We start from the raw sequence: 15,847 nt of genomic DNA, 5'->3' as shown, positions 1-15,847 counted from the left end.
GACCGGTGAAGCCGGGTCGCCTTCTTTGCCTCCTTTCTTGGCGAAGCAAGAAAGGAGGTCGCCCGCCGGGGCGAGACCCGGCCAATGTGACGCTAAACATGGGAAATCCGTCCCGCAAGGCCTCCCCGGTTCACGCCGGCATGCCATTACCCTCCCCGGCAGGCCTGCCAGACTCGGAAAGCCTTACCTGTCGCGGGGAAAACGCTTTCCACACTTAACGCGAACAAGCCTTTTCGATAGGCAGCGCAGCGTGTCAAAGGCACAATAATTAACAAATCCGATCAGGAGCCCCGACATGCTTCGCCGCCTTGCCGCCACCGCCCTCTCTGCCTTCTGTGCCCTCTCTGCTTCGCCGGCCCTGGCCGACGATCCGATCTACCGCTTTTCGCCCGTCAATCAGTGGGACATCAACAAGACCGCGGCTTACTGGAACCCCATCATCCAGTACGTTTCCGACAAAAGCGGCGTGAAGCTCCAGCTAAAGATCGGGCGCACCTCGGCCGATACCACGAGCTACGTATTGACCCAGGAAGTGGAGTTCGTGTTCAGCAATCACCTCTTCAGCCCCGAGCGCGACGCGCTGGGGTGGAAAGTATTCGGCCGCCGCAACGCGCCGGCGCTGCACGGCCAGCTTGCCGTGCCGGCTGATTCGGGCATCACCCGCATCGAGGATCTCAAGGGCCAGGAAGTGGCTTTTGCCGGCCCCGAGGCCTTCGTCGGCTACAAGGTGCCGAGCGCCTACCTGCAGTCGAAGGGGATCGATGTGAAGGCGGTTTTCGGGGGCAACCAGAATGCCGCCATCGCCCAGATGTTCGCCGGCAAGGCCAAGGCCGTCGGCAGCAATTCGATGTTGATCGAAGGTTACGCCAACCGGGAAAACAAGAAGTTCCGCGTGCTGTGGACGTCCGAGCCCTACCACGACCTGGCCTTGATGGCCTCGGGCCGGGTGCCCGAGAAAGACCTCAAAGCCGTGGCCAGCGCCTTTTTGGGCATGCACAAGGATGCCCGTGGCAAAGAGGTGCTGCACAAGGCCTCGCAGGAAGTCGGGCTCGATGCCGACGCCTACTTCATTCCGGCCAGCGGCGCCGATTACGCCGCCTATCGCAAGTTCTACCAGAGCGCGCCGGCCGGCTTGCGCTAGGGCGCGCCCGCTGAACTGAATGACACCACCGCCTGAACCGGGCCGACACCGTCTTGCGGGAACACTCACCCGCTGCTTGCCGAAGTCGCTGGTGGTGCGCATTTATGCGCTCTACTCGGTCACGCTGCTGTTCTTCTTTGGCGGCGGCCTGATCCTGTTCTACCAGTATCAGTTTGCCCAGCAACTCGAAACGGCCCAGCAATCGGCCACGATGCTGATCGAGGTGGTGGCCCAGACGCTTACCGACAGCGCGGTCATCGGCGACTACGACACCATCAAGCGCACCCTCGATAAAGCCATTCTGCGTTCGCAGTTCGCGTCGGCAACCTTTATCGATATTTCTGGCGGCCGGCTTTACAGCGAAAGCCGCACCCCGCCCGAAGCCCTGGCGCCGGACTGGCTGCGCGGGCGGATTGCCGAACACCTTTACGAGATCAACCGGGTGATCCAGGCCGGTGGCCGCGACTACGGCGTGCTGCGTCTCAACTTTGACGTGGATGTGATCGCCGGCAGCCTGTGGGCGCTGTTCCGCAATGCCCTGCTGCTGACCCTGCTGGCCTTTTCGGGCGGGCTGGCGCTGATCTGGTTTCCGCTCAAACGCTGGCTTGGCACCCTCGACCGGGTGCGTCATTTCGACGAGAGCATTGCCAGTGGCCAGCGCCCCGGCGATGCCGGGCTGCTCGCCGACCTGCCGCTTGAATTCCGCCCGATGTTCGACGTGCTCAACCAGACCGCCACCCGCCTCGCCCACGAACTGGCGATGCGCGAAAAGGCGCTGGTATCCCTGCGCGAGGTGCTGGCCGGTTTGCAGGCATTGCCGGCCAGCCAGGACACGCCCACCGACGACGACATCGAGGCGGTGACGGCGGCGATCAGCCGCCTGGTGGCCGAGCGCGAGGCGGGCCGCATCGAACTCGAGCAGGCCCGCGATGCGGCCGAGGCGGCGAACCGGGCCAAGAGCGATTTTCTGGCCAACATGAGCCACGAAATCCGCACGCCGATGAACGGAATCATCGGCATGACCGAGCTGACCCTGGGCACGCAACTGACCGACGAGCAGCGGGATTACCTCGACGTGGTGAGTGCGTCGGCCAACGCGCTGCTGACCATCATCAACGACATCCTCGATTTTTCGAAGATCGAAGCCGGCAAGCTCGCCATTGAAAGCATTGCCTTCGACCTGCCGGGCCTGGTGCAGGAAACCCTGCGGCCGATCACCGTGAAGGGCGAGGAAAAGGGCCTCGTGGTCAGATCCGTGATCGAGCCCGGCGTGCCCTCGACTGTGCTCGGCGACCCCGTTCGCGTGCGGCAGGTGCTGCTCAACCTGCTCAGCAATGCCATCAAATTCACCGAGCGCGGCGAGGTGGAACTCACCGTGCGGCGCGAAGCCGGCGCAGGCTCCGAACACGGCTGGCTGCGCTTTGCCGTCCGGGATACGGGCATCGGTATCGCCCCGCAGGCCCGGCAGCACATTTTCGACGCCTTCTCCCAGGAGGACACCTCGACCACCCGCAGATTTGGCGGCACGGGGCTCGGGCTGTCGATTTCCCGGCGTCTCGTCGAGCTGATGGGCGGGGAGCTTCAGCTGGACAGCGAGCCCGGACGCGGCTCGACCTTCTCCTTCACCCTGCCGTGCCGGCCGGTCGAGGTGTTGCAGGCGGTGGCGCTCGCGCTTGCGCCGCAAGTCCTCTCCCCGGCGGCCGCCACGGGGCTGCGGGTGCTGTTGGTGGAAGACAACCGGGTCAACCAGAGGCTGGCAAGCAGGCTGCTGGAAAAGCGCGGCTATGAGGTCAGCGTCGCCGAAAACGGGCAGATCGCCCTCGCCGCGCTCGAGCAGGGCCGCTTTGATGCGGTGCTGATGGACATGCAGATGCCGGTCATGGACGGCCTCGAAGCCACCCGCCGCATCCGCGCAAACGAAGCCGCCGGCGGGCTGGCCCGGATCCCCATCATCGCCATGACCGCCAACGCCATGCAGGGCGACCGCGAGCGCTGCATCGAGGCCGGCATGGACGACTACATCACCAAGCCGATCAACGCCAACGACCTGTTTCACCAGCTGGAAACCTGGACCACCGGGCGGCCAGGCGCGGCGGCGAAGGGCTGAGCCGGGTCAGTCGGGCGCGGCCTTGCCGGGCGGCACCTCGATATGGAAATGCACCCCTGCGCCGGGTGCGCTCTCGCAGCGGATCGTCCCGCCCATGCGATGGGTGACGAGGTTATAGACCAGGTGCATGCCGAGGCCCATGCCCTGTTGAAGATCGGTGGTAAAAAACGGATCGAAGATGCGCGCCAGCACTTCCGGCCGGATGCCTGTTCCGTTGTCGCGGTAATCGACGCACAGGCGGTTCTTGTCGTTGCGGGCAATCCGGATGTCGATGCGCCCGTGCTCCTGGCCTTTAAAACCGTGCTTGAGCGAGTTGCCGATCAGGTTGATGAAGATGCTCGCCCAGTCGCCGGGCACGCAGTCGATTTCCAGCTCCGGAGCGCAGTCGATATGCACGGCCACGTGCTGGGCCGGCAGGTGCTCGCCCAGGCTGCGGATCACGTCTTCAAGCGTTGCCCGCAGCCGGAAGGCGTGGGTGTCGAGGACCTTGCCCTCCACCGCGACCTGCCGGAAGGCGGTCAGCAGCTGGCCGATGCGCTCCAGGTTCTGGTGAATCAGCGCAGTGCTGGTGGCTTCCACGGCAAGGTGGTGGGTGAGTTCGGACTGGGTCATGCGGCGCGCCGCAAAATTGTCGGCGAGCCTGGCGGATTGCTCCTGCAGCGTGCTGGCCGCCGCCAGGCCTACGCCCAGCGGCGTGTTGATCTCGTGGGCCACTCCGGCCACCAGAATGCTGAGCGAGGCCATTTTTTCGGCTTCGAGCAGCCGGCGCCGGTTGCGGGCGTTGGCGATGGCCAGTCCGCAGATGCCGGTTACGGTGAGCGCCATGTTGAGGTAGCGCTGGCGGTATTCCGGAAAAGCCAGCTGCTCCACCGCGATCAGGCCCAATTTTTCGTCGCCGTGGCTGATGCGCAGCACAAAACCCTGCCCGTCCGGCGTCCAGGCGTATTCGCCAGGCAGCGTGCGCAAGGCGCCGAGGATGGCGTCGGGGATGGGGCTGGCCGGAATTTCGGCATCGTTTTCAAGGCGCAGGTAATGCAGTGCGGCCGGCGCGAAGAGCATCCGGAACAGCTCTTCGATGGTGTTGATGGTGTCGGGTTCGGTTTGCGTCTTGGCCAGCCGGGTGAGCAGATCCATCGCGGCGACGTAGTCGGCCAGTTCGGCCACGTGGCGGCGATTTTGCTCGCGGGCGCTGCGCCGCACCTGCTCCAGCCGCCAGTCGAGCACCAGCCGGCCGAGGACCAGGCGGATGTAGTCGAGGCCCACCGCAATCCGCCGCGCCGGCAGATTCACCACCGCCTGCAATTCGGCGAGGCGGGCCGGCGTGTGCGGATCGAGGCCGGTGTCGAAGAGCACCAGTTCGCTGGCGAAATCCTGAAAAAAGCCGCTCGCCTGGGCGGGCTCGAAGCCCATTGTCCTGAGCTGCCCGCGCCAGTCGGCCAGCCACGCCGGCGTGATCAGATAGCCGCCCGCCGAAATGGCCTCGTCGACCATCTGCCGGCCGGCCACCATGTGAAAGCATTGGTCCTGGGGTTCGATGCGCACCGGCGGAAAATCCACGGGCGGCATGCCGAGTCTGTTCAGGCAGGCCCGGCCAAGCAGCACGACCTGGCTGCAAGCGGCTGGCAGCAGCGCCCGCAATTCGTCCCAGGTGACAGGCGGCCGGCCGCAGCGGGCCGGAAATTCCGCCGACACCACATCGCTCCAGCCTTCCGCGGCAATGGCGGCGGCCACTTCCGGCTGAAAATTGTGGCAGCCCAGGATGCACAGCGTGCTTGCCGTCATGGGGCGGCGCTCAGGCGCCCTCGTCCTGCCAGTCGGCAATCCAGTCGAGGGGGTAGCGGCCCCAGCGATCGACGGCATCGCGAATGGCCAGCAGCACTTCGTCGGGCACCAGTTGCGGAATTTCGCCGTGGTTGTCGCCGAGCAGAAAGCCGCCGCCGCGCCCGGCTTTGGCAATGGCGCGCTTGACCTCGGCCTCGGCCTGGGCTGGCGTCCAGCGGCGCATTTCGATGCCGTTGAGATTGCCCAGCAGGCTGACGCGCTTGTTGGCCGCGGCTTTGAGCTGGGCCAGATCTTCCAGGGCGCTGACCCCGACGATGGCCGTGCCGGTATCGGCAATGTCGCCGATGATGGGCAGGCCGCGGCCCGAGGCCAGATGCGTGGCGGTGGCACCCTTGATGCGCGGAAGGCAGCGCCTGGCAACGGCGTGGCCGGTTTCGAGATACAGCGCGCGCGGAATGGTGGTGGTGGACGAGACCGGGTCGAAATAGCAGATCGCCGTTGCACCCGCGGCCAGCTGGGCGTTGGACCAATTGACGCAGAATTCGATATTGGCCTGCATCAGGCGCTCGAATCGCCCGGGTTGCTCGTAAATCAGCTCGATGTACCGGTCGAAGCCCATCTGCATCACGGGCAGCGAGAAGGGCGAAATGGCGACGCCGATGATCGGCACGCTGTCGCCCACGCGCTGCTTGAGGCCGCGGAGGGTGTCGAGCACGCGCCGCAGGCCGGGTGCGCCGTCGATGGCGGGCGCTTCGAGCGTGTCGATTTGCGTGTCGTTGATGATGGGCGCGCCGCACTGAGGCGGCCCGTCGGTGCCGAACAGCGTGTTGCCGCCCCAGGCTTCCACTTCGATGGACGCGTAATAGAAGCCGTAAAGGCAGTCGGCGCGGTATTTTTTCAGGAGGCGCAGCTGGCCTTCGATGACGTTTTCGGCCCGCGAAAAGTACGCCTCGATCGACAGGCCGACTTCCTTCGCACCGTGCCCGGTGGTGAGCAGGAACAGCGGAACACGATCGGGTTCCTGCTGCCCGAGCGTGGTCAGGGTGCGTTGCATGGAGTTCATGGCCATCATGCCATCTCCCGCATCCAGCCTTCGACGAGGCTTACGGCCTCGGCGGCGTTGTGGCCCATGGCGTCGGCGCCCACTTCCTGCCACAGCCTGTCGTCAAAGAGAAAAGGCGCGCCGCCGACGGCAATCCGGATCGGTGCGCCGGCCGCCTTTAGGCGCGCGCACACCTGCTTCACCTTGAGGGCCGAAGGCAGCATCAGCACCGAAATCAGCAGCACCCGGATCTGGTCGGCCAAGGCCCGTTCGACCAGTTCATCGACGTCCATGCGTCCGTAGTCGAACAGTTCGAAGCCGCTGGCGCGCATCTGTGAATAGACGATGCGCTTGCCCAGCATGTGGTAATCGCACAGCACCACAATGGCCGAGCGCGGCTGGTGCTTGCGGTCCGGGTCGCTGGGCGGCAGCACCTGTTCGACCAGCTCTTCGCAGATGCGCCCGCTCATATAAACCTGTGACAGCGCCACGTCGCCGGTTTCCCAGGCCTGTCCGATCTGTTCAAGCGCCGGCACCACCACCTGGTCGACCACCTGAATCGGGGTCATCTCAGAGCGGGCCTGATTGACGATGCTTTCTGCCCCGATGCGATCCAGTGTTTCCAGTGCTTCCCGGAAAGCGGCAATCCATCCGTTCATGACGATTCCCCTTGTGGCGTTCCGGTTGATGCCGCGGTTTCCGGCTGGCGAACCGGCAGCCAGACACGGAATGTGCTGCCCTGGCCAAGGGTGCTGTCCACCTCGATGCGGCCATGGTGTTTTTCAACAATGCCGTAAGACAGGGACAGCCCCAGCCCGGTGCCTTGCCCGACCGGCTTGGTGGTGAAGAAAGGTTCGAAAAGGTGGGGCAGGTTCTCGGGGGAGATGCCCTCGCCGGTATCGGCGATCTCCACCCATACTTCGTCGCCCCGGCAGCCGGTGCGTATGCTCAGCACGCCGCGCTCCTTGATGGCGTGGGCGGCATTGACCAGCAGGTTCATGAACACCTGGTTGAGATGCGACAGCACGCATTCCACCGGCGGCAGCTCGGCGTAGTCCTTGCGCACTTCGCATTTGTATTTCAGTTCGTTCCAGACCACGCTGAGCGTGCTTTCCAGCCCCTGCCGGATATCGTCGCAGCGCCAGGTTTCGGTTGTTTCGATGCGCGAGAAATCCTTCAGCGACTGGATGATCTTCCGGACCCGGGCTAGCCCCTCCTGGGATTCGGTCAGCAGCGAAACCACGTCTTCCTTCAGATAGTCCAGCTCGAGGGATTCCTTGAGGGCCCGAACCACCGCGAAGCGGCCCGGCGCATCGTTCACGCCGTCCGCCTCGGCGGCTTCGTAGGCGCGGATGATGGTCAGCAGTTCTTCGGCATGGCGCTTGAGCGTGCCGAGATTGGAATTGACGAAGCCGACCGGGTTGTTGATTTCATGGGCCACGCCCGAGGCCAGCAGGCCGATCGAGGCGAGTTTTTCCGATTGCAGGAGCTGGTTCTGGGTGTCCTCCAGCTTCTTGTTCAGCACGATCAGATCCTGCACCCGGAGGTTGGCTACCTCTTGCGCGTGCTGGCGCTCGGTGATCTCGACCTGCAATTGGCGGTTGGCCTGCTGCAGATCGCTGGCGAGCTTTTCGATCGGACGTTTTTTCTCGAGATTTTGTAATGCCTGGTAGGTTCGCAGCTCGGCATAGACGCAGGTGAACAGCTTGTCGGCACTCAGGTCGGACTTGAGGCGGTAGTCGTCTATTTCGTAATGGGTGATCACTTCGCGCTGCAGCCTGTAACCCGGCTGGCCGGTAAGCAGCACGATCCGGATCATCCGGTTGTCGAGTTGCTGGCGCACATGGCGTACCAGCGTCAGGCCGGCATCGTTGGTTTCCATCACCACATCGAGCAGGATCAGCGCGGTGTCGGGGTGCGAGGCGAGCATGTCCTCTGCTTCTGCGGCCGAATAGGCGTCGATCAGGCGCAGCGGCAGCCCTTCCACCACCATGGCCTCGAGTGTTAGCCGCAGCACCGCGTGGATGTCTTCGGCGTCATCGACCAGCATCACTTTCCAGAACCGCTCACCGCGAATATCCGTGACCGGGAGGGCGTCGGGCTCAGGCGCGAACAGCGCGGTAAATTCGTCTTCGGTACTCATTGCATCGCCTCGGTGTGCAACCAAGCATGCCTGATGCGAAACGACAGTCACCGCGGCTCGGTGGCCGTTGCAGGCTTTTCAGGCCCGAACCGCCAAACGCCCGCCGAAGGCGTTGCGCAAAAGGAAAAATCTCCGTGAGGAGTTTTTTCTATTACGACTTTTTGTGCCTGCTTTTGAAGGGCGCGATGGATTTTTTCGTCTTTTTAGCCTGCCTTTCGATATTGATTTCGAAGCCATCGCCCGGTGAGCTCGGCCGTCGCCAAGAGCTGGGCGGATAGAGCCCGCTACGGGGTGTCCCGCGGCCAGGCGGGAATCCGCCATTTGCAGGCCAGGGCAAGCAAGCGCAGGCCGGAAATGCTGCAGATGCCGATGAGGGTGGAGAGGTGCGGCGACACCCCGAGCTGGTCGAGCGCGATGAAGAGCGCGCCGCCGATCAGTGTGCATAAGGTGTATGGGCGGTGGTCGTGATAGACCTTGGGAATTTCGTTGCACAGCACGTCGCGGGTGACGCCTCCAAAAACCGCCGTGATCGAGCCCAGCAGCAGCGCGACGGTCAGCGGCATGCCTGCGACCAGGGCCAGCGAGGCGCCGGAGATGGTGAACAGGCCCAGCCCGAGGGCATCCACCACTTCCATGACCTTGTCCGTCAGGTGGTGTTCGCGGCTGCGCAGCAGAAGCGGCGCGGACAGCACCAGGGCGGCGACCAGCCAGATGTATTCGGTGTGTTCGACCCAGAACAGGGGACGCCGGTCGAGCAGGACGTCGCGCAGGGTGCCGCCGGCAAAGGCGCTGACGAAGGTCACCGAAAATACGCCGACGATGTCCATTTTTCTGCGGGTTGCTTCGACCAGGCCTGACATCGCGAAGGCGATGGTGGCGGCGATTTCAATGACGGTGAGCAGTGTGGTGAGGTGCATGCCTGGGTGGGTCGCGAGGAGTGGATAAAACCATTTCAGGCCGATTACGGCCTGAAATCGTCTGGTTGGCTGCGCGGCGGGATGTCTGCCGGCCCCTTCAGGCCAGGTAATGCTCAGTCAGTGCAACCCGGTAAGCGGCGCCGATCGGGAGCTTGCGGTCGTCAAAATCGTACATCGGATGATGCACCATCGGCGTATCGCCGGTGCCGATGAAGCAGTAGGTGCCCCGCGAGCCGTCGCGGATCACGAAGCTGACGCCGAATGCCGCGGATCTTGTCGAGCACCAGTTTGCGGGTTTCCGGCCTGCTTGTGCGCACGCTCAGGCGCAGGATCGCCGTCTGCGGAGTGACATTGCCAGCGTCGCCGGGGAGGAAGGCGCCGACGCTGGTCAGAGGGTTATGCAACAACGCCTCATGCTGGCATCGAGTCCGAGATACTTCTGCATGTCGGGCGCCACGTTCAACGTGGTTTGCGCAAACAACCAGAAGGCGATGACGCCCATGACGAAGCTGGCGTGTTTGGCGGCGTAGATAAGGCCGGACATGGTGCTGTGGCTGGTGGTGGGCATGGCGTTCTTTCGCGCCGGGCCGGCTATTGAAGTGGCCGGTGCGTTGTCTCCGGCTCACTTACCTGGGTGACTGGCCGAACTGCGGGGCTGCATTGGCTGTTGGTTCATCGAAAAACGTCCCAGGCCATCAAGGCCCAGGACGCTCAGGATTTCAAAGACCCGGCTGCCAATCAACCGCAAGACCGCTCTGCCCAAGTGAACAGCATTGCGCATGTACGCGGGCTTCGAGGGGTTTGGCGGAAGGCTCCGGACTGTGCCGGAACTGAAATTATTTGCCGATGCAGAATCGCGAAAAGATCACCCCGAGCAGATCATCCGGCGTGAATTCGCCGGTGATCTCATTGACGGCATCCTGGGCGAGGCGGAGCTCTTCGGCGATAAGCTCGAGGGCATGCCGGTTTTCGAGGGCGGCATCGACGCGCGCCAGGGCTTCGCGCAGCGCAACAAGATGGCGCTCGCGGGCAAGGATGACGTCCTCGCCGTGGCGGTGCCAGCCGGCAACCCGCAAGAGCTCGACGCGCAGCAGGTCGACGCCCTGGTCGGCCTTGGCCGAGAGGTAGAGGCTGACGCCCCGGTCGCCTTCCATGCGTTCGGGCTGGCGCTCGAGCAGGTCCACCTTGTTGAAGACGGTGATGCGCTCGACGCCGGCGGGCAGGCGGGCGTCGATGTCGGCATCGGTGTCGGTCAGGCCGGCTCGCACATCCACGAGGCGCACGACCACGTCGGCGCGTTCGATCTCCTGCCAGGTGCGGGCAATGCCGATTTTCTCGACTTCGTCGGATGTCTCGCGCAGACCGGCAGTGTCGATGATGTGAAGGGGGATGCCCTCGATCTGGATGGTTTCGCGCAGCGCATCGCGGGTGGTGCCGGCGATGTCGGTGACGATGGCGCGATCGATGCCGGCGAGGCGGTTGAGCAGGCTGGACTTGCCCACGTTGGGCTGGCCGACCAGAACCACGTGAAGACCGTTACGCAGCAGGCTGCCCTGACGAGCGCGATCGAGGATGGCACGCAGTTCGGCAGCGACAATCTCGATGCGCTCGAAGGCGCGGGCCTCGATCAGGAAATCCACGTCTTCGTCGGGAAAGTCGAGGGTCGCCTCGACGAGCATGCGCAGATCGATCAGGCGCTCACAGAGGCCCTGGACTTCCTTCGAGAAACCACCGGTGAGCGAGCGCACGGCCGAACGGGCAGCGGCGGCGGTGGAGGCTTCGATGAGATCGGCGACGCTTTCGGCCTGGGCCAGGTCGAGCTTGCCGTTGAGAAAGGCGCGGCGGGTGAATTCACCGGGTTCGGCAAGGCGGGCGCCCAGCTCAAGGCAACGGGCCAGCAGCAGCTGCATGACCACCGGGCCGCCGTGGCCCTGCAATTCGATGACGTCTTCGCCAGTGAAGGAGTGGGGCGCCGGGAAGTAGAGAACGAGCCCTTCGTCGATCAGGCCGCCGTTGGCATCCTTGAAGCGGGCAAACCTGGCAACCCGGGCATCCGCCTCACGATTGCCGAAGAGGGTCGCGAGGGCGGAAAGATCCGGTCCGGAAATCCGGACCACGCCGATGCCACCGCGCCCGGGCGCGGTGGCAATCGCGGCGATGATGTCACTCGGCGGCTTTGGCGCCACCGGCGATCATCCGGTTGATCTGCCATTGCTGGGCGATGGACAGGGTGTTGTTGACCACCCAGTACAGCACCAGACCGGCCGGGAACCATAGGAACATGACGGTGAAGAGGATGGGCATCATCATCATCACCTTGGCCTGGATAGGATCAGGCGGCGCCGGGTTGAGGCGGGTCTGGATCAGGCTGGTGGCGCCCATGATCAGCGGCAGGATGTAATATGGATCCTTGACCGACAGATCCTGGATCCAGCCCAGCCACGGCGCACCGCGCATTTCAACGACGCCGAGCAGCACCCAGTAAAGGGCGATGAAGACCGGAATCTGGATCAGGATGGGCAGACAGCCGCCGAGGGGATTGACCTTCTCGCGCTTGTACATGTCCATCATGGCCTGCTGCATCTTCATCTTGTCGTCGCCGTACTGCTCTTTCATGCGCTGCAGACGCGGGCCGAGGGTCTTCATCTTGGCCATCGACTTGTAGCTGGCGGCGGACAGCGGGAAGAACAGCGCCTTCAGGCCAATGGTGACCAGGATGATGGCCCAGCCCCAGTTGCCGGTGAGCGCGTGCAGCCATTCGAGCGCCCAGAACAGCGGTGCGGCGATGATGGTCAGCCAGCCGTAGTCCACCACCAGGTCGAAACCCTTGGCGAATTTCTCAAGGCGGCTTTGCTCCTGCGGGCCGGCATACAAGGGCACCGAAACCTTACCGGTCTGGCCCGGGGCAATGGCGGCCACCGGAACGATCACACCGGCAGAATACAGATCGGAACTGACCTGGTTGGCGAAGAACTCGCGCTCGCCTTCGGCGGGCGCCCAACCGGCGACGAAGTAGTGCTGAACCATGGAGGCCCAGCCGTCGGCCGACTTGGTGACAAACTTGGCCTTCTTGGCGGCGATGTCTTCGAAGGCAACCTTCTGGTACTTCTCGGCTTCGGAATAGAAAGCCGGGCCGGTGAAGGTCTGCACGCCAAAGCCGCCAGGCTGCTCGGCCGGCTTGCCGTCACGGGTGAACTGGAAGTAGGCGTGGGGTGCGAGGGGTGCGCCGCTGCCGTTGGTGATCTCGTAGCCCACCTCGGCCGCGTAGCTGCCGCGGTGGAAGGTGATCAGCTTGGCAACCTTGACGCCATCGGCGGTCGGCGGCGCGTCGAGGCGCAGCGTGACCGCATCTTCGCCATCCTTCAGCGCGATGTTCTCGGCGCTGAGGGTGAAGAGCGTCTTGTGGTTGGGCAGGCCGGTACCGATCAGGCCGGTCTGAGCCGAGTAGACGTGCTTCTCGCCGTTGTCGAAGAGCACGTAGTGACGCGCGGGATCTTCGGAGGACTTGTGCTGGGTAAGCTCGAGCCGGACGATGTCGCCGCCCAGGGCCGACACTTCCGCCACCAGCAGGTCGGTGCGGATCGTTGCCTTCGGGGCAAGCACCGCAGCCGGCGCCGCAGTGGCGACAGGCTGACCCGGCACAGCGGCAGAACCACCTGCGGACGGGGTCGGCGTAGGCACACCGGCGGTGGAATTGGCAGCAGCGGATGCTTCCACCTTGGGCTGGTGTTGCTTCTGCCAGCCGTCCCACAGCATGACCAGTGAGAACGAGAAAACAAGCAGGAGGATCAGGCGACGGTTATCCATCGGAGTCAGTGTCAGGAAGGGGTTGAGGCGGAAGCCGGGGAGCGGATGATCAAGGTACCGGATCGTAACCGCCACCGCTGAAGGGATGGCAGCGGCAGACACGACGTGTCGCCAGCCACCCGCCCTTCATGGCACCGTGACGTTGCACGGCCTCCACGGCGTATTCGGAACATGACGGAACGAAACGGCAGTTGCGTCCGAGCATGGGGCTGATGGCGTAGCGATAGAAGCGCAGCAACGCCAGCAGTACGGCTTTCACGGCACGCTCACCGAAGAATCGCCTTGCACGGGCTTGCGGTGCGTGGCGTTGACTTTGGCGTTGAGGCGTCCGAGAAGGTCGATCATTTCTTCGCGCATCCCGCGCTTGGTCACGTCATCGAGCTTGGCCGACAATCGTAACACCAGATCGTAGGACGGCAAGCTTGCCTGGGCGTGACGAAACACGTCGCGACCGAGACGCTTGACCAGGTTGCGCTGAACCGCGCGCTTGGCAAGCTTCTTGGCAACGACGAGTCCGAGACGCGGCGTTCCGGCACTGTTCGGACTGTAGTGCAACGCGAAGTGACGACCGCGCAGCACCCTCCGAAAAGCAAAAACGGATGAAAACTCATCCGTTTTGTGCAGTCGCAAGGACGAGCCGAAGCCGAATCCTGTCGTGTTCGCAACTTCCTCGGCCGCGGGATCGCAAGCTTCGGAAGCGGCCTCGCTGGCCTTAGACGGCGAGACGATGACGGCCCTTGGCGCGACGAGCGGCGATGACCTTGCGACCGCCACGGGTGCCCATGCGGACCAGGAAGCCGTGGGTGCGCTTGCGACGGACGACGGACGGTTGGTAAGTACGTTTCATTTTACGTGCCCGAAAAGTTGAGTCAAACGCCCAATTTGATACCTTAAGCCCCTGTTTGTCAAGTAGGTTTCGAGGATTTGCCACTGGATGCCGCGCAGCCCACCCGTTTTCCGTCGCTGCAAGCTGTGGATAAGTCCACTCCGGAAGGGTACAATGCGCGTTTGGCCGGACGACGCTGAGCGCACTTCCGGCCCACCCGGGGCTCAGCCAAGAACGAGAACCGGCGCCCATCCTGCTGTAAACAAAGACCCGCCCCTGAATCGTGCCCGAAGCCTCATCCTCGCCCCAATGCGCCGCATTCTGGACGCACTGCCTGAGCTGCCTGGAACAGGAATTGCCGGCCCAGCAGTTCAAAACCTGGATCCTCCCCCTGCGCGTTGAAGAACTGCAAGGCGAGGATCAGGCCGGCCTGCGCCTGGTGGCACCGTCCAATTTCCATCGCCAGTGGCTGCGCGACCGCTACCTGCGGCGCATCGAAGAACTCGGCGAGGACTACTTCGGCGGCCTTCCGACCATCGAAGTCAGCCTTGCGCCGGCTGGCGGCCTGCGTCGCCCGAGCCCGCCGCCTTCCGTGCAGCCCGCAGCGGTCGCCACGCCTGCGGCTCCGGTCGGCGCCACCACGAGCGCCGCGGCTCATGCCGCCCCGCCGGCTCCGCGCCATCCGGCGCCCGAGACCCCGGCAACGGCCGAATCCGCCAGCTACGACAAGTCGCGCCTCAACCCCGATTTCACCTTCGACACCCTGGTCACCGGCCGCGCCAACGACCTGGCCCGCGCCGCCGCGCTGCAGGTGGCCCAGAACCCGGGCGTCTCGTACAACCCGCTCTTCATCTATGGCGGCGTCGGCCTGGGCAAGACCCACCTGATCCACGCCCTCGGCAACTACGTCTTCAAGCACGACCCCAAAAAGGTCATCCGCTACGTGCACGCCGAGGACTACTACGCCGACGTGGTGCGCGCCTACCAGCAAAAGTCCTTCGACGTCTTCAAGCGCTACTACCGCTCGCTCGACGTGCTGATCATCGACGACATCCAGTTCTTCAATAACAAGAACCGGACCCAGGAAGAATTCTTCCACGCCTTCAACGCCCTCACCGAGGCCAAGAAGCAGATCATCATCACCAGCGACACCTATCCCAAGGATGTCCAGGGCCTCGAAGACCGCCTCATCTCCCGTTTCGACTGGGGTTTGACGGTGCAGATCGAGCCGCCCGAGCTGGAGATGCGCGTCGCCATTCTCAAGAAGAAGGCCGAAGTCGAGCGCATCGCGCTGAACGAGGACGTGGCTTTCCTGATTGCCAAGAACCTGCGCTCCAACGTGCGCGAGCTCGAAGGTGCGCTCAAGAAAGTGCTCGCCTTTGCCCGCTTCCACGGCAAGGAAGTGACGCTGGAAGTGGCCAAGGAGGCCCTCAAGGATCTCCTCAACGCCCACAACCGCCAGCTCACCGCCGAGTTCATCCAGAAGACGGTCGCGGATTACTACAAGATCAAGATCGCCGACATGCACTCCAAGAAGCGCACCCGGGTCATCGCCCGGCCGCGCCAGGTGGCCATGTTCCTCGCCAAGGACCTGACCCCCATGAGTCTGCCGGCCATCGGCGAAGCCTTCGGCGGTCGCGACCACACCACCGTGCTGCATGCCTGCCGCACGATCGCCGAGCTGCGCCTTGGCGACACCCAGCTCAACCACGACCTCCATGTGCTCACCCAGGTGTTGCGTGGCTGAAGCTTCTGATAGTTATGATTTGCGGTCTGGCGCCATGGCGCCCCGCACCCTGAAAAAAGATACGGAGACCTGAGTTCATGCTGCTCTTCACTGCGCCCCGCGATGCCCTGCTCGCCCCGCTGCAATCGGTGTCCGGCATTGTCGAGAAACGCCACACCCTGCCGATCCTCTCCAATGTGCTGATCGAGAAGAAGGGTGACGCCCTGACCCTTCTCGCCACCGACATCGAGATCCAGATCCGCAACAGCACCACCGCCGCCTCCCTGGGGTCGGAAGACGTGGCCATCACCGTCGGCGCCCGCAAGCTGCAGGACATCCTGCGCGCCCTGCCCGAC

Annotated in this window: 15 protein-coding genes and 2 pseudogenes; 5 read left to right on the top strand and 12 right to left on the bottom strand. The window is 64.0% G+C overall.

The window, feature by feature from the left end:
• The first annotated feature begins 295 nt into the window (after positions 1-295).
• Both Q1W26_RS11180 and Q1W26_RS11175 read left to right on the top strand, forming a co-directional pair.
• Positions 296-1,141, top strand: a complete 846-nt coding sequence (locus Q1W26_RS11180; protein WP_300439866.1) for a phosphate/phosphite/phosphonate ABC transporter substrate-binding protein — start codon at positions 296-298, stop codon at positions 1,139-1,141.
• A 19-nt stretch (positions 1,142-1,160) separates the two neighbouring features.
• Positions 1,161-3,248, top strand: a complete 2,088-nt coding sequence (locus Q1W26_RS11175; RefSeq protein WP_300439864.1) for an ATP-binding protein — start codon at positions 1,161-1,163, stop codon at positions 3,246-3,248.
• A 6-nt stretch (positions 3,249-3,254) separates the two neighbouring features.
• Here Q1W26_RS11175 and Q1W26_RS11170 read toward each other — a convergent pair whose 3' ends face one another.
• From Q1W26_RS11170 to Q1W26_RS11140, 7 genes are all read right to left on the bottom strand, one after another.
• Positions 3,255-5,030 carry an ATP-binding protein gene (locus Q1W26_RS11170; RefSeq protein ID WP_300439862.1) on the bottom strand — a complete coding sequence of 592 codons (1,776 nt, stop codon included), beginning with the start codon at positions 5,028-5,030 and terminating at the stop codon, positions 3,255-3,257.
• A 10-nt stretch (positions 5,031-5,040) separates the two neighbouring features.
• A complete protein-coding gene (locus Q1W26_RS11165; RefSeq protein ID WP_300439860.1) occupies positions 5,041-6,093 on the bottom strand; it encodes a uroporphyrinogen decarboxylase family protein in 1,053 nt (350 codons plus the stop codon).
• 5 nt (positions 6,094-6,098) lie between these two features.
• Positions 6,099-6,731, bottom strand: a complete 633-nt coding sequence (locus Q1W26_RS11160) for a B12-binding domain-containing protein (RefSeq protein WP_300439857.1) — start codon at positions 6,729-6,731, stop codon at positions 6,099-6,101.
• Positions 6,728-8,215 carry an ATP-binding protein gene (locus Q1W26_RS11155; protein ID WP_300439855.1) on the bottom strand — a complete coding sequence of 496 codons (1,488 nt, stop codon included), beginning with the start codon at positions 8,213-8,215 and terminating at the stop codon, positions 6,728-6,730. Before Q1W26_RS11155 ends, Q1W26_RS11160 begins: the two co-directional genes overlap by 4 nt.
• Before the next feature lie 284 nt (positions 8,216-8,499).
• Complete coding sequence (locus Q1W26_RS11150) at positions 8,500-9,132, bottom strand: trimeric intracellular cation channel family protein (RefSeq protein ID WP_300439853.1); 633 nt, start codon at positions 9,130-9,132, stop codon at positions 8,500-8,502.
• A 97-nt stretch (positions 9,133-9,229) separates the two neighbouring features.
• A complete protein-coding gene (locus Q1W26_RS11145; RefSeq protein ID WP_300439851.1) occupies positions 9,230-9,379 on the bottom strand; it encodes a hypothetical protein in 150 nt (49 codons plus the stop codon).
• A gap of 141 nt (positions 9,380-9,520) precedes the next feature.
• Positions 9,521-9,700, bottom strand: a complete 180-nt coding sequence (locus tag Q1W26_RS11140; protein WP_300439848.1) for a hypothetical protein — start codon at positions 9,698-9,700, stop codon at positions 9,521-9,523.
• Between the two features lie 31 nt (positions 9,701-9,731).
• On the opposite strand from Q1W26_RS11140, the pseudogene Q1W26_RS11135 reads away from it, so the two are divergent.
• Positions 9,732-9,899 (top strand): annotated as a pseudogene (locus Q1W26_RS11135) (IS4 family transposase); the annotation flags it as partial.
• A gap of 69 nt (positions 9,900-9,968) precedes the next feature.
• Here the strand turns inward: Q1W26_RS11135 and mnmE are convergent.
• The 5 genes from mnmE to rpmH all read right to left on the bottom strand — a co-directional run bounded on the left by mnmE (position 9,969) and on the right by rpmH (position 13,786).
• Positions 9,969-11,318 carry a tRNA uridine-5-carboxymethylaminomethyl(34) synthesis GTPase MnmE gene (gene mnmE, locus Q1W26_RS11130; RefSeq protein WP_300439845.1) on the bottom strand — a complete coding sequence of 450 codons (1,350 nt, stop codon included), beginning with the start codon at positions 11,316-11,318 and terminating at the stop codon, positions 9,969-9,971.
• Positions 11,296-12,939: a membrane protein insertase YidC gene (gene yidC / locus Q1W26_RS11125; RefSeq protein WP_300439842.1), complete on the bottom strand. Its 1,644-nt coding sequence runs from the start codon at positions 12,937-12,939 to the stop codon at positions 11,296-11,298. The genes mnmE and yidC overlap by 23 nt, the downstream gene beginning before the upstream one ends.
• A 49-nt stretch (positions 12,940-12,988) precedes the next feature.
• Positions 12,989-13,198: a membrane protein insertion efficiency factor YidD gene (yidD, locus tag Q1W26_RS11120; RefSeq protein ID WP_300439839.1), complete on the bottom strand. Its 210-nt coding sequence runs from the start codon at positions 13,196-13,198 to the stop codon at positions 12,989-12,991.
• Entirely contained in the window at positions 13,195-13,569 is a 375-nt protein-coding gene (rnpA, locus tag Q1W26_RS11115; protein ID WP_300439836.1) for a ribonuclease P protein component, read from the bottom strand. The genes yidD and rnpA overlap by 4 nt, the downstream gene beginning before the upstream one ends.
• A gap of 82 nt (positions 13,570-13,651) precedes the next feature.
• Complete coding sequence (rpmH, locus tag Q1W26_RS11110) at positions 13,652-13,786, bottom strand: 50S ribosomal protein L34 (RefSeq protein WP_148579153.1); 135 nt, start codon at positions 13,784-13,786, stop codon at positions 13,652-13,654.
• A gap of 262 nt (positions 13,787-14,048) precedes the next feature.
• Between rpmH and dnaA the strand changes: the two genes are divergently transcribed.
• Positions 14,049-15,512, top strand: coding sequence for a chromosomal replication initiator protein DnaA (dnaA, locus tag Q1W26_RS11105; RefSeq protein WP_300439833.1), 1,464 nt, complete (start codon positions 14,049-14,051; stop codon positions 15,510-15,512).
• 77 nt (positions 15,513-15,589) lie between these two features.
• Positions 15,590-15,847 (top strand): annotated as a pseudogene (locus Q1W26_RS11100) (DNA polymerase III subunit beta); the annotation flags it as partial.

The sequence above is a fragment of the Zoogloea sp. genome (genome assembly GCF_030157465.1).
Taxonomy (GTDB): Bacteria; Pseudomonadota; Gammaproteobacteria; order Burkholderiales; family Rhodocyclaceae; genus Zoogloea.
This window is presented reverse-complemented; position numbering and strand designations above follow the sequence as displayed.

Excerpts from the sequence above, each read along its gene's own strand:
- Q1W26_RS11180 (WP_300439866.1), top strand. The coding sequence starts at position 296 with ATGCTTCGCCGCCTTGCCGCCACCGCCCTCTCTGCCTTCTGTGCCCTC.
- Q1W26_RS11175 (WP_300439864.1), top strand. The coding sequence starts at position 1,161 with ATGACACCACCGCCTGAACCGGGCCGACACCGTCTTGCGGGAACACTC.
- Q1W26_RS11170 (WP_300439862.1), bottom strand. The coding sequence starts at position 5,030 with ATGACGGCAAGCACGCTGTGCATCCTGGGCTGCCACAATTTTCAGCCG.
- Q1W26_RS11165 (WP_300439860.1), bottom strand. The coding sequence starts at position 6,093 with ATGAACTCCATGCAACGCACCCTGACCACGCTCGGGCAGCAGGAACCC.
- Q1W26_RS11160 (WP_300439857.1), bottom strand. The coding sequence starts at position 6,731 with ATGAACGGATGGATTGCCGCTTTCCGGGAAGCACTGGAAACACTGGAT.
- Q1W26_RS11155 (WP_300439855.1), bottom strand. The coding sequence starts at position 8,215 with ATGAGTACCGAAGACGAATTTACCGCGCTGTTCGCGCCTGAGCCCGAC.
- Q1W26_RS11150 (WP_300439853.1), bottom strand. The coding sequence starts at position 9,132 with ATGCACCTCACCACACTGCTCACCGTCATTGAAATCGCCGCCACCATC.
- Q1W26_RS11140 (WP_300439848.1), bottom strand. The coding sequence starts at position 9,700 with ATGCCCACCACCAGCCACAGCACCATGTCCGGCCTTATCTACGCCGCC.
- yidC (WP_300439842.1), bottom strand. The coding sequence starts at position 12,939 with ATGGATAACCGTCGCCTGATCCTCCTGCTTGTTTTCTCGTTCTCACTG.
- rpmH (WP_148579153.1), bottom strand. The coding sequence starts at position 13,786 with ATGAAACGTACTTACCAACCGTCCGTCGTCCGTCGCAAGCGCACCCAC.